General features: G+C 70.9%; 10 protein-coding genes. 2 read left to right on the top strand and 8 right to left on the bottom strand.

Translation table 11 applies throughout. The features are described 5' to 3' along the window. Nucleotides 1–12: 12 nt before the first annotated feature. Nucleotides 13–1611 (bottom strand): acyl-CoA carboxylase subunit beta, encoded by a 1599-nt coding sequence (locus ACUKCB_RS12595; protein WP_473040684.1) that lies wholly within the window; start codon nt 1609–1611, stop codon nt 13–15. Continuing rightward, entirely contained in the window at nt 1608–3416 is a 1809-nt protein-coding gene (locus tag ACUKCB_RS12600) for an acyclic terpene utilization AtuA family protein (RefSeq protein WP_473040685.1), read from the bottom strand. Before ACUKCB_RS12600 ends, ACUKCB_RS12595 begins: the two co-directional genes overlap by 4 nt. A 153-nt stretch (nt 3417–3569) precedes the next feature. On the opposite strand from ACUKCB_RS12600, the gene ACUKCB_RS12605 reads away from it, so the two are divergent. Beyond that, nucleotides 3570–4034 carry a hypothetical protein gene (locus ACUKCB_RS12605; RefSeq protein ID WP_473040686.1) on the top strand — a complete coding sequence of 155 codons (465 nt, stop codon included), beginning with the start codon at nt 3570–3572 and terminating at the stop codon, nt 4032–4034. Nucleotides 4035–4129: 95 nt separating this feature from the next. Then, the gene (locus ACUKCB_RS12610; RefSeq protein ID WP_473040687.1) at nt 4130–4708 is read left to right on the top strand and encodes a hypothetical protein; all 579 of its coding nucleotides are present in this window, start codon (nt 4130–4132) and stop codon (nt 4706–4708) included. A gap of 165 nt (nt 4709–4873) precedes the next feature. Here ACUKCB_RS12610 and ACUKCB_RS12615 read toward each other — a convergent pair whose 3' ends face one another. The 6 genes from ACUKCB_RS12615 to ACUKCB_RS12640 all read right to left on the bottom strand — a co-directional run bounded on the left by ACUKCB_RS12615 (nt 4874) and on the right by ACUKCB_RS12640 (nt 12564). Further along, on the bottom strand, nt 4874–6163 hold the full coding sequence (locus tag ACUKCB_RS12615) for a thymidine phosphorylase (protein ID WP_473040688.1): 1290 nt from the start codon (nt 6161–6163) through the stop codon (nt 4874–4876). 87 nt (nt 6164–6250) lie between these two features. Continuing rightward, entirely contained in the window at nt 6251–6649 is a 399-nt protein-coding gene (locus ACUKCB_RS12620) for a cytidine deaminase (RefSeq protein ID WP_225942370.1), read from the bottom strand. After that, nucleotides 6646–8238 carry an ABC transporter permease gene (locus ACUKCB_RS12625; RefSeq protein ID WP_473040689.1) on the bottom strand — a complete coding sequence of 531 codons (1593 nt, stop codon included), beginning with the start codon at nt 8236–8238 and terminating at the stop codon, nt 6646–6648. The genes ACUKCB_RS12620 and ACUKCB_RS12625 overlap by 4 nt, the downstream gene beginning before the upstream one ends. After that, nucleotides 8235–9713, bottom strand: a complete 1479-nt coding sequence (locus ACUKCB_RS12630; protein WP_473040690.1) for an ABC transporter permease — start codon at nt 9711–9713, stop codon at nt 8235–8237. The genes ACUKCB_RS12625 and ACUKCB_RS12630 overlap by 4 nt, the downstream gene beginning before the upstream one ends. Further along, on the bottom strand, nt 9710–11317 hold the full coding sequence (locus ACUKCB_RS12635; protein ID WP_473040691.1) for an ABC transporter ATP-binding protein: 1608 nt from the start codon (nt 11315–11317) through the stop codon (nt 9710–9712). The genes ACUKCB_RS12630 and ACUKCB_RS12635 overlap by 4 nt, the downstream gene beginning before the upstream one ends. A gap of 191 nt (nt 11318–11508) precedes the next feature. After that, nucleotides 11509–12564 (bottom strand): BMP family lipoprotein, encoded by a 1056-nt coding sequence (locus ACUKCB_RS12640; protein ID WP_191273310.1) that lies wholly within the window; start codon nt 12562–12564, stop codon nt 11509–11511. Nucleotides 12565–12726: the final 162 nt, after the last annotated feature.

Here is a 12726-nt window from a genome sequence, read left to right on the forward strand (position 1 = left end):
GTCCTCCCCTTCTCACATTCGGAAGACGCCGAAGCGGTCGGTGCCGCGTACGGGTGCGTTGCTGGCGAAGGACAGGCACAGCCCGAGGACGGTGCGGGTGTCGCGGGGGTCGATGACGCCGTCGTCGTAGACCCTGCCGGACAGGAACATCGGCAGTGACTCGGCCTCGATCTGGTTCTCGACCAGTTCGCGCATGGCGGCGTCCTGGTCGTCGTCGTAGGGCCGGCCCTTCTTGGCGGCCGAGGCGCGCGAGACGATCGAGATGACCTCGGCCAGCTGCTTGGGGCCCATGACGGCGGAGCGGGCGCTGGGCCAGGAGAAGAGGAACCGGGGGTCGTAGGCGCGGCCGCACATGCCGTAGTGCCCGGCCCCGTAGGAGGCTCCGATGAGCACGGAGAAGTGCGGGACGGTGCTGTTGGAGACGGCGTTGATCATCATCGAGCCGTGTTTGATGATGCCGCCCTGCTCGTACTCGGCCCCGACCATGTAGCCGGTGGTGTTGTGCAGGAAGATCAGCGGGGTGTGCGAGCGGTTGGCGAGCTGGATGAACTGGGCGGCCTTCTGCGCTTCGGCGCTGAACAGCACCCCGTGGTCGTTGGCGAGGACGCCGACGGGGTACCCGTGCAGGGTGGCCCAGCCGGTGACCAGGCCGGGCCCGTAGGAGGGCTTGAACTCGTCGAACTCCGAGCCGTCCACCACGCGCGCGATGACCTCGCGCGGGTCCACCGGGACCTTGAGGTCGGGCGGCATGATCCCGAGGAGTTCCTCGGCCGGCAGGAGGGGTTCGCGGACCGCGGCGGCCGGGGGCGGCCCGGCCTTGGTGTGGTTGAGCCGGGCGACGATGCGGCGGCCGATGCGGATGGCGTCGTGCTCGTCCTCGGCGAGGTGGTCGGCGAGGCCGGAGACCTCGGCGTGCATCCGTGCGCCGCCCAGGGACTCGTCGTCGCTCTCCTCCCCGGTGGCCGCCTTGACCAGCGGCGGGCCGCCGAGGAAGACCTTGGAGCGGTCCCGGACCATCACCACGTGGTCGCTCATCCCGGGGACGTAGGCTCCGCCGGCGGTGGAGTTGCCGAAGACCAGGGCGATGGTGGGGATCCCGGCGGCCGACAGCTGGGTGAGGTGGCGGAAGGTGCCCCCGCCGGGGATGAAGATCTCCTTCTGTGTGGGCAGGTCGGCGCCGCCCGACTCCACCAGGCTGATCATCGGCATCCGGTTGCGTTCGGCGATCTCACCGGCACGCTGGGACTTCTTCAGCGACCAGGGGTTGCTGGACCCGCCGCGCACGGTGGGGTCGTTGGCGACGACCACGCACTCCACGCCCGAGACCACCCCCACGCCGGTGACGACGCTCGCGCCCACGTGGAAGTCGCTGCCCCAGGCGGCCAGGGGGGAGAGTTCCAGGAAGGGACTGCCCTCGTCCAGCAGGAGCTCGATGCGCTCCCTGGCCAGCAGCCCGCCCCGGGAGCGGTGCCGTTCGACGTAGCGCTCCCCTCCTCCGGCGAGGGCCTTGGCGTGCTCGGTGTCCAGCTCGGCCAGTTTGGCGAGCATGGTGTCCCTGGCCTCGGCGTAGGCCGGGCCTCGGGTGTCGAGTCTGGAGGTCAGGACGCTCACGATGACTCCTCGCTCTGCGGGTTCGGGGGTTCGGCCGGGGCGGAGGGGGACCGGGGCGGGGCCGCCCGGGTCTGCGCGGGGTGCTCCGTCAGCAGGGACTCGGGGATCGGGACGCGGCGGGCCCGCAGCCACTCGCCGAGCCCCTTGGCCTGGGGGTCCTGGCCCTCCCTGCGGGCGGTCCCGGGGGCGAGGATGCCCTCGATCCAGAAGTTGGCGGCGCGCAGGCGGGGCAGCAGGTGGCGGGTGACCTTGAGGTCGGCGGTCTCCGGGAGGATGTCGCGCAGTGCCTCGACGGTGAGGGTGTGTGCCAGCCACCGCCAGGCCTCGTCCGAGGTCGCCCACACGCCCACGTTGGCGTCGGCGCCCTTGTCGCCGCTGCGCGCGCCCAGGACCAGGCCCAGGGGGGCGAGCCGGGTGGGGCCCGCGGGCGGCGGCTCGGGCAGCGGGGGTTCGGGGACCTCCGTGAGCTCCCGGGTGTGCTCGGGGTGGGCGACGTTCTCTCGGACGCCCTCGGGGGTGATCACGGTGTGCCCGACCTCGGCCGCGGGCACGAGGGCGTGGGTGACGGCGACCCCGTCGGGTCGGGCCTCGCGCGGCGGTGAGGTGAGGTGGAATCCGGCGTAGCTGCCCAGGGCCAGCTCCACGGCGGCGGCTCCGAAACGGCGGCCGATGGCGGCGGGGTCGTGGTCGCGGGCGACCACGCGCAGCCTGGCGGTGGCCTCGTCCTGGGTGTCGCCGTGCGGGTCGCGGGCCGGGAGGAACTCGAAGCCCAGCTCCGCGGGCGGGCTGTCGGCCAGGGCGGCGCGCATCTGGCGTTCGGCCAGTTCCGCCTTGGCCTGGGCGTCCAGCCCGGTGATGAGGAACTCGACGTCGTTGCGAAAGCCCGAGATCCCGGTCAGGCCGACCTTGAGGTCCGGCGGCGGTGCCTCGCCGACCACCCCGCTGATCCGCACCCGGTCGTCGGCCTCCTGGGTGAGCTGGACGGTGTCCAGCCGGGTGGTGACGTCGGGGCCGGGGTAGCGGGCGCCCGCGACCTCGTAGACGAGTTGGGCGGTGACGGTGCCGACGGTGACCGCGCCCTGCGTCCGGGTGTGCTTGGTGATGACCGAGGAGCCGTCCGCGGCGATCTCGGCGATCGGGAAGCCCGGGTGGTCCAGGTTCCGTCCGGCGAGTTCGTGCGCCAGCGCGTAGTTGCCGCCGGTGGCCTGGGTTCCGCACTCGATGACGTGTCCGGCGACGGTCGCCCCGGCGAGAGCGTCGAGGTCGTCGCGGGTCCAGCCGAAGTGGGAGATGGCGGGGCCGACCGCGAGGGAGGCGTCGGTGACGCGGCCGGTGACGACGATGTCGGCCCCGGCGTCCAGGCAGCGGGCGATACCGAAGGCACCCAGGTAGGCGTTGGCGGTCAGGGGGCCGCCGAGGTTGAGCTCCTCCGCGCGGTCGAGCAGGTCGTCTCCGGTGACGCAGGCGATGCGTGGTTCGAAGCCGAGGCCCTCGGCGAGCTCGGTGAGTTTGTCGGCCAGGCCGCGGGGGTTGAGGCCGCCGGCGTTGGTGACCACGCGGACGCGGCGTTCCATGATGATCGCCAGACACTCGCGCATCTGTCGCAGGAAGGTTCTGGCGTAGCCCCGGCCGGGGTCGGCCAGCTGGTCGCGGCCGAGGATGGCCATGGTGAGTTCGGCCAGGTAGTCACCGGTGAGGACGTCCACGGCGCCTTCGGTGAGCATCTCGTGGACGGCTCCGAGGCGGTCACCGTAGAAACCGGAGGCGTTCCCGACCCACAGGGCGGGGGCTGGTGTAGCGGTCATGGCAAAGAGAGTGACACCGGACACAGAAAAAAACAAGCACTCATGATTGTTTTTACCCCGTTGGGCACCCTTGGGCGATATGGCCGGAACTGGCCGCGCCCAACCCGTTACGGAGCCCCGTGTTCGGGAGAACCGGACGGTATTTTGGCGCGGGTGAGTACCTCCTCAGAAGACACTCCCTCCACCACCGCCCCCTCCGATGCCGACGGCGCCCCGGAGAACCCCGACTCCGAGAGCCCCACCGCCTCCGCCGCCGGCGAGGCCTTCCTCTCCGGGCGGAGCACCCGGCCCCGGAGCGGCCTGTTCGGCCCCGAGACCTTCAGCGTCACCGGGCTCCTCTTCCTGGCCACGACGCTGCTCTCCACCCAGCTGGTCAGGATCTTCAACCAACAGACCCTGACCGGGGCCGAGGGCTCCCTCACCTACGAGGTGCAGGGTGAGCTGACCGGCGCCGGACTGTTCTCCGCGCTGGCCGTGGTCTGCGCCGCCGTGGCCCTGCTCCGCGCCGATCCCGGTACCCGTGCCTGGGCCCGCCACCTGGCCGCGGCGACCGTCCTGGTGGGCGTGGTGCTGGTGGTCCTGACCGTGCTGTCGTACGTGTTGCTCACCGGCGCCTGACCATCAGCGCCCCGTGACGGATTCGGGGCGCTTTCATGGTCTGATCAGGCGATTCTTAGGCCCCGCTTATACAGACCCCCGGGTACGTTGGCCGCGTGAGTACCGAACCGGAAGACAACGCCAGGGCCGAGAACAACGACAGACCCGCGGAGGGCGCTCCCCAACCGAAGTTCGAACCGGGGGTCGCCGCGGAGGCGCCCGCCGGAACCGGGACCCCGGCAACCGCCGAGGCCCCGGAGGCCGAGGAGAACCAGTACGGGACCGCTCCCGAAGCGGAGTACGGGGCCGTTCCGGCCGAGCCCCGGACCGGGGGCGCCTTCTCCACCGAGACCCTGAGCATCGTCAGCGTGGTGCTGCTCGCCGTGACCATCCTGACCGGGCAACTGCTGGAGATCCTCACCAGCATGCTCCTGGTCGGCGACCAGACCGTGGACCCCGCGCAGATCAGGCAGATCGAGATGCAGATCTGGATGGGCGGTGCGGTGGCCCTGCTCACCGTGCTCACCTCGACCCTGGCGCTCGCCCTGCACAACTGGGGGACCCGGCCCTGGGCGAAGTGGACCGCCACCGCGACGACCATCGTGGGCTTTCTGTTCGTGATCGTCGCCGCGGCGGCCTTCCTGCTGATGCCCGAGGCGTCCCCGCAGCAGATGATGCCGCCCATCATGGACTAGTTCGGCGGCCTTCAGACATGCGCGGGAGGGGCCGGCGACCAGTGTGTCGGCCGGCCCCTCCGCATCTACGCGTCCCCGCGGTCGCGCCCCGGGCCCACGGCTCCGTCGGAGCCCGATGGGCGGCACGGACGGCCCGCACGGAACACGGTCGGGCCGCCGACGAGGTCAGCTGATCCGGTCGATGACCAGCGGTCGCGTCTCCCACTCGGCCGCGTCACCGATGTCGAAGGCCCCCTCCAGTGCCCGGGCGGCGCGGTCGAAGCGCTCGGGCTCGTCGGCGTGCAGGGTGAACAGCGGTTCCCCGGCCTGGACCTCCTCACCCGGTTTGGCGTGCAGGGTCACGCCCGCCCCGAAGGACACCGCGTCCTCCTTGCGGGCCCGGCCCGCGCCCAGCCGCCAGGCGGCCAGCCCCACCTGGTAGGCGTCCAGCCGGGTGAGAACGCCGCTGGACGGGGACAGCACCACCCGGCGCTCGGCCGCCTCGGGCAGCGACGCGTCCGGGTCGCCGCCCTGGGCCCGGACGAGGTCCTTCCAGGCTTCGAGGGCGCTGCCGTCGCGCAGGGCTTGGGCCGGGTCCTTGACTCCGTTCTCGCCCGGGGTCAGACCGGCCGCCGTCAGCATCTCCCGCGCCAGCGCCACGGTGAGCTCCACGACGTCGGCGGGGCCGCCCCCGGAGAGCACCTCGACGGCCTCGGCGACCTCCAGTGCGTTGCCGACCTGCCGGCCCAGAGGCGTGGCCATGTCGGTGAGCAGGGCGACCGTGCGCACGCCGTGGTCGTTGCCGATGTCCACCATGGTGCGGGCCAGCTCCCGGGCGGACCCGGTGTCCTTCATGAACGCGCCCGACCCCACCTTGACGTCCAGGACCAGGGCCCCGGTGCCCTCCGCGAGCTTCTTGCTCATGATGGACGCGGAGATGAGCGGGATGGACTCCACGGTGCCGGTGACGTCGCGCAGTGCGTAGAGCTTGCGGTCGGCCGGGGCCAGCCCGGTGCCCGCCGCGCAGATCACGCCGCCGGTCTCGGTGATGACCCGCCGCATCTCCTCGGTGGACAGCGACGCGCGCCAGCCGGGGATCGACTCCAGTTTGTCCAGGGTCCCGCCGGTGTGGCCGAGCCCGCGCCCGGACAGCTGCGGGACCGCCGCCCCGCAGGCGGCGACGGTGGGCGTGAGCGGCAGCGTGATCTTGTCGCCCACCCCGCCCGTGGAGTGCTTGTCGGTGGTGGGCCGGGCCAGGTCGGAGAAGTCGAGCCGGTCCCCCGACGACAGCATCGCCTCGGTCCAGCGGCCCACCTCCGCCCGGCCCATGCCGCGCAGGAAGATCGCCATCGCCAGCGCCGACATCTGCTCCTCGGCCACCTCACCACGGGTGTAGGCGCCGATCACCCAGTCGATCTGCTCGGGGGTGAGCTCTCCCCCGTCGCGTTTGGCTCGGATGACCTCGATGACGTCCATGTCGTGTTCCTCTCCGTGGCTGGAAAAAACGACTCCCCGGCCACCGTGGGTCGGCGGCCGGGGAGGCACCCGATCGTGCTTCGCCCCTCAGGCGAGGTTGTGCGGCCCGAAGGCCTGCGGCAGCACCCGCTCCATGGGAAGGATCCCCTCTGGCGTGTCCACCAGCAGGTCCGGCCCGCCGTGTTCGTACAGCAGTTGGCGGCAGCGGCCGCACGGCATCAGGGTCTCGCCCCGGCCGTCCACGCAGCTGAACGCGACCAGGCGCCCGCCGCCGGAGGCGTGCAGCGCGCTGACCAGACCGCACTCGGCGCACAGGCCCACCCCGTAGGAGGCGTTCTCCACGTTGCAGCCGCTCACGGTCCGGCCGTCGGAGACCAGGGCCGCCGCGCCCACCGGGTATTTCGAGTAGGGCGCGTACGCGTGGCCCATGGCCTCCCGAGCGGCCTCCCGCAGTGCCGCCCAGTCCACGCCGGTGTGTTCGGTCATGAGCGTCCCGCCCTCCACTGCTGGCCGATCCCGGCGGGCGGACGCAGCCGCTGCGAGGCCAGCGAGAGCACCAGCAGGGTGGCGATGTGCGGGCTGTAGGTGGCCAGCTCGCGCGGCAGCGAGTCGGTGCCGAAGTACCAGAACAGCAGCAGCGAGGCCGCTCCGACGGCCAGGGCCGCCATCGCCGTGGTCCGCTGCTTGCGCCGCCACATCGCCGCGAACGCCGCCGCGATACCCAGCAGAGTCAGTACGACGTACGCGGTGTTCAGGGCCGCGCCGCCGAGGAGGAAGGAACTCGTCCAGTAGGCCAGCGCACCGGCCGCCAGCAGTCCGACCGCGACCACGGCCAGCGGGGGTGTCTGCGCGTCCCGGGTGCCCCACAGGGCCAGGAGCAGGCCGGCCAGCAGCAGGAGCGCCGCCGCCGGGTAGAGCAGTCCGGAGTGGGCGGCCAGTGGGCCGGCCGCGGTGAACGCGTAGAGCAGCGCACCGAGCACGGTCGCCACGGAACCGATCCGGCCGAGCAGGACCGTGCGCGAACGCCACAGCGTCCAGGCCAGCAGCGCCGCCACGAACAGCAGGAGCAGCGCGTGGATGGCCTCGCCGCCGCCGCGCAGCTGGAGGGCGTCGGTGTAGCCGAACAGTCCGGCTCCCATCGCCAGGCCACCGGGACGCCAGTTACCGAAGATCATCGCGGCCAGACCGATGTAGCCGCGGCCGCCGGTCTGCCCCTCCTGGTAGATGTTCGAGGCCACCATGGCCAGGAACGCGCCGCCCATACCGGCCAGACCGCCGGAGACGACGACCGCCACGTACTTGAGGCGGTACACCGCCACGCCGAGCGACTCGGCGGCGTCGGGGTTCTCACCGACCGAGCGCAGGCGCAGGCCGAAGGTCGTCCGCCACAGCACCAGGTAGGTCAGCGGGATCATCAGGAGGGCGACGAGGGTGAGCGCCGACAGGCGGGTGGTCAGACCGATCACCAGCGAGGCCAGGTCGCTGACCAGGAAGGTTCCGGCGGCCTCCACCGGCCGCAGCAGCTCCGGCAGGACCGGCAGGTTCAGTGTCGGGAATTCGGGTGTGGTCGGCGACTGGGCGGCACCCGCGCCGGGCACGTCCGAGTACACCAGGATCGACAGGTAGCGCATCGCGCCGAGCATGAGGATGTTGATCGCCACACCGGACACGATGTGGTCCACCGCGAAGGTCACCGTGGCGACCGCGTGCAGCAGGCCGCCGGCCATCCCGGCGAGGACGCCCGCGAGCAGGCCCATCCACGGGTTGTCGGTGCTCCAGGCGAAGTAGGCACCGAACCAGGTGCCCAGGATCATCATGCCTTCCAGGCCGATGTTGATGATGCCCGCGCGCTCGGCCCACAGTCCGCCGAGGGCGGCCAGTCCGATGGGTACCGCGAAGGTGAGGGTGGTGCGAATGGTGCCCGAGTCGGTGAGCATGTCCTGGCCGGTGATGACGCGCAGCCCGGCCAGGGAGACGAGCACCGCGGCGAACAGGGTCAGGACACGCCACCGCGCCCACCCCCTGGGCCGTGACGGCGTCTTCGCCGCTTCCTTCACACTCAGTTCCTGGCTCACTGTGCCTCCCCGCTGGACTCGACGGCCCTGCCGAGCTGCTTACCGATCTGCTGCTGCTGGTAGCGGCGGCCCCAGCGGTGTACCACCTCGTAGACCACGACGACCGTGAGGACGATGGTGGCCTGCGCGATGACCGCGATCTCCTGCGGGATCCCGTCGAAGGGCAGGATCCCCGCCGCCTGGTCGAGGAAGGCCCACAGCAGTGCCGCGAAGACGATGCCCACCGGGTGGTTCCGGCCCAGCAGGGCGATCGCGATACCGATGAAGCCGATACCCGCCGGAAAGTCCAGCGCGTAGTAGTGCGAGTGCCCCAGGAGCTGGGGCAGGCCCACGAGCCCCGCGACCATGCCGGAGAAGAGCATGGACAGGAAGACCATCCTCTTGACGTTCACACCGCTGGCCTCGGCCGCGGTCTGCGACTGGCCGGTGGCCCGCAGCTCGAACCCGAAGCGGGTGCGGTTGAGCATCATCCAGTAGAGGAAGCCGACCGCGACGGCCAGCAGGACCAGGCCGTAGATCTCCCGGTCGGAGCCGAGGAAGCCAGCGGGGATGCCGGGCACCCACGCCGACTCGGGCATGGGCGGCGTACCGATGTTGTTGGTGCTGATCTCCACCGCGAGGCGGTCGGTGCTCAGCAGGTAGGCGGTGATGCCGGTGGCGATCGCGTTGAGCATGATCGTGGAGATCACCTCGGACACGCCCCGCGCCACCTTGAGGTATCCGGCGATACCGGCCCACACGCCGCCGACCGTGATGGCGGTGGCGATGATGACGACCTGGCTGATCACCGGCGGCAGCACGAGGTAGCCGCCCACGGCCGCGGCCAGCAGCGCCGCGAGCCGGTACTGGCCGTCCACACCGATGTTGAACAGCTTCATCTTGAAGCCGATCGCCACGGCCACGGCGGCCAGGTAGTAGGTGATGCTGCTGTTGATGATCTGCACCAGGCTGTCGGGCCGGGTACCGAACTCGGCCATCCGCCCGAAGGTCTGGAACGGTGCGATGCCGCTGAGGAGCAGCACGGCGGCGGTGACGCCGACCGCGAGCACACCGGCGGTCAGGACCGCGGCGAAGGACAGTGCCATCATCGCCGCCAGGCGGTGGAACAGCACGAACGCCAGGGCCGAGCCGATGAGCGCGCCGAGCGCGACCGCGACGGGTTCGATCAGTTGCAGGTCCAGGGCCCAGGCACAGACCAGACCGCCCGCGACCGCCAGGATCAGCGACATCGGGACGACCAGGACGTTGTGCAGGGGCGTGCCCTCCTCCCTGGTCCCGTCGGCGCCGATCCGGCTCTCGTCCGGGGTGAACGGCGCCAGCGCCGCCACCAGCCCGAAGGCGAGCGTGACGCCGATGATGAGCGCGGCCCACCACAGCAGGAACAGGTCCAGGGCGAAGGTCGCCGCGACGCCCAGGAGTACGGCCAGGCCGAACACGATCGGTGCCGCGATGGTGCGGCGTTCGGGGTTACTCATGCGCCGCCCTCGCTCTCGTTTCCATTGGTGCCCTCAGCACCGCTGCCACCTTCTGTGTGCGCGTCATCGCCGCCCAACCCGGCGCCGGTCATGGCGGAACCGAGCTGTTCGGGGGTGACGCTGTTCGGGTCGGCCTCCGTGACCAGGCGGCCACGCAGGATGACGTGGAGTGTGTCGGACATGCCGATGAGCTCGTCGAGGTCGGCGGAGACCAGCAGGACGGCCAGCCCGGCCGCACGCGCCTCGCGCAGCTGCTCCCAGATGGCCGACTGGGCGCCCACGTCCACGCCTCGGGTGGGGTGTGCGGCGACCAGGAAGTGCGGTTGCGCGCTCATCTCCCGGCCGATGATGAACTTCTGCTGGTTGCCCCCGGACAGCGCGTCGGCGATGACGTCGATGTTGGGGGTGCGCACGTCGTACTCGGTGACGATGCGCTCGGAGTCGGCGCGCGCCCCGGCCCGGTTGATCCAGGGGCCGCGGACACTGGGTCCCCGGGTCTGGTGTCCCAGGATCCGGTTCTCCCACAGCGGGGAGTCCAGCAGCATGCCGTGCCGGTGCCGGTCCTCGGGGATGTAGCCGACCCCGGCCTCGCGGATGCGCAACGTGGGCCAGTCGGTGATGTCCTGGCCCTCCAGGGCGATGCTGCCGGAGGCGGCCCGGCGCATGCCCATGATCGCCTCGATCAGCTCGGACTGGCCGTTGCCCTCGACCCCGGCGATACCGACGATCTCGCCCCTGCGGATGTCGAGGGTGACGTCGTCGACGACGGGCCGGCCCTCCGGCGAGCGCACGGTCACCCCGTTCAGGGACAGGATGACGTGGTCGGTGACGGTGGACTCGCGCAGCTCCGGTACGGGCAGCTCGCCGCCGACCATGAGGGTGGCCAGCTCCCGTGCGGTGGTGGTGCGCGGGTCGGCGGTGGCCACCGTGGTACCGCGGCGGATCACGGTGATCTCGTCGGCGACGGACAGGACCTCGTCGAGCTTGTGCGAGATGAAGATGACCGTGAGGCCCTCGCGCTTGAGCTCGCGCAGGTTGTCGAAGAGCTCGTCGACCTCCTGCGGGACCAGGACGGCGGTGGGCTCGTCCAGGATGATCGTCTCGGCGCCGCGGTAGAGCACCTTGAGGATCTCCACGCGCTGGCGGTCCCCGACGCCCAGTTCCTCCATGAGGCGGTCCGGGTCGACGCCGAGCCCGTACTGGGCGGACAGCTCCTGGATGCGGGCCCTGGCCCTGCGGCCGATGCCGTGCCTGCGCTCCGCGCCCAGGACCACGTTCTCCAGCACGGTGAGGTTGTCGGCGAGCATGAAGTGCTGGTGCACCATGCCGATGCCGTGCCTGATGGCGTCGGAGGGCGAGTGGAAGCGCACCTCCTCACCGCGGATACGGATATGGCCCTCGTCCGGCCGGTGCATGCCGTACAGGGTCTTCATCAGCGTGGACTTGCCCGCGCCGTTCTCGCCGACGATGGCGTGCACGGTACCGGGAGCCACGGTGATGTCGATGTCGTGGTTGGCCACGACGCCGGGAAAACGTTTGGTGATCCCGCGCAGCTCAACGGCGAAGGGCCCCGTGGCCTCTTCGCCCGATGGCGTGCTGCTCATCTTTCTCCTCGTGGAAACAGCAACGTGGCGCACGGGCCCCCGAAGGGTTCGTGTCCGGACGCCATCGTCGCGGAAAACGGCAACCAGGGCGGCACCGGGAGGGGACTGCTCCCCCTGCCCCCGGTACCGCCCTGGGGCACTGTCACCGCGGGCCGTACCCGCGGTGGGGCGAACCGTGTGGACCCGGCCGACTAGGGCTGGGTCGGAACCTCGATCTCGCCGTCGATGATCTCCTGCTTGAGCGCGTCGAGCTCCTCCTGGATCGGCTCGATGGCCTCCTCGTTGGACAGGGTGTAGTCCACACCGCCGTCGGCGAGCTCGAAGCGCTGGATGCCGGTCTGCGGGTCGCCCTCGACCACGGACTTGATCATCTCGAAGACGGCGACGTCGACCTGCTTGATGGCGGAGGTCAGCACGTACGGCTTCTGCTGCTCCTCGGCGTTCTCGTACTGGTCGCTGTCGACGCCGATGAAGGTGAACTCGTTGTCGACGGCGGACTGGAGGACACCGTTGCCGGAGGCGCCGGCGGCGTGGTAGATCACGTCGGCGCCGCGGTCGTACTGGGCCTGGGCGGCCTCACGGCCCTGCGCCGGGTCGCTGAAGCCGCTCATGTCCGGCGGCTGGCTGAGGTAGTCGACCTCGACGTTGATGTCCTCGTTGACGTGCTCGACACCGGCGACGTATCCGGCCTCGAACTTGTGGATCAGCGGGGTCTCGACACCGCCGACGAAGCCGACGTGGTCCTCCTCGGTGGTCAGCGCCGCGGCGGCACCGGCCAGGAAGGAGGCCTGCTCCTCGGCGAAAACGAGGCTGGTGATGTTGTCGTGGCCCTCGACCTCGGAGTCGACGATCGCGAAGTTGGTGTCCGGGTAGTTCTCGGCGACGGCCTCCATCGGCTCCTGGTAGGCGAAGCCGACACCGATGACGACGTCGAAGCCCTCCTCGGCCATGTTGGCGAGGCGGTCCTGCTTGTCGGAGTCGGCCTCCCCGTCGGCCGGCTCGAAGTCGGCGGTCTCGACGCCGAGCTCGTCGGCGGCCTGCTGCAGGCCCCGGTAGGCGGAGTCGTTGAACGAGCGGTCGCCGCGACCGCCCACGTCGAAGGCAAGGCCGACGCGGATCTCGGAAGCCTCTTCGCCGCCGCCGTTTCCGCTGTCGCCGGTGTCTTCGGCCGCGTTGTCACACGCGGTGAGTGCCAACACGCCCGCCGCGGCGACCGCGGCGAACTTGGCTGCGTTGCTGCGCTTCACTTGAGTAACTCTCCCCTTCGCCCTCTCAGCGGCCCGCATTCAGCGCGGATCCGACCTGAGTTCTGTTGCCGGACGATATCCGCTGGTCGAAAGTACACCTAACCAACGGACGGAGTTGTTATGAAGGCGAGAGCAGAGCGACACGGCACCTTACCTGGAAGT

The sequence above is a fragment of the Nocardiopsis moroccensis genome, from assembly GCF_055763695.1.

Excerpts from the sequence above, each read along its gene's own strand:
- ACUKCB_RS12630 (WP_473040690.1), bottom strand. The coding sequence starts at position 9,713 with ATGAGTAACCCCGAACGCCGCACCATCGCGGCACCGATCGTGTTCGGC.
- ACUKCB_RS12635 (WP_473040691.1), bottom strand. The coding sequence starts at position 11,317 with ATGAGCAGCACGCCATCGGGCGAAGAGGCCACGGGGCCCTTCGCCGTT.
- ACUKCB_RS12600 (WP_473040685.1), bottom strand. The coding sequence starts at position 3,416 with ATGACCGCTACACCAGCCCCCGCCCTGTGGGTCGGGAACGCCTCCGGT.
- ACUKCB_RS12615 (WP_473040688.1), bottom strand. The coding sequence starts at position 6,163 with ATGGACGTCATCGAGGTCATCCGAGCCAAACGCGACGGGGGAGAGCTC.
- ACUKCB_RS12620 (WP_225942370.1), bottom strand. The coding sequence starts at position 6,649 with ATGACCGAACACACCGGCGTGGACTGGGCGGCACTGCGGGAGGCCGCT.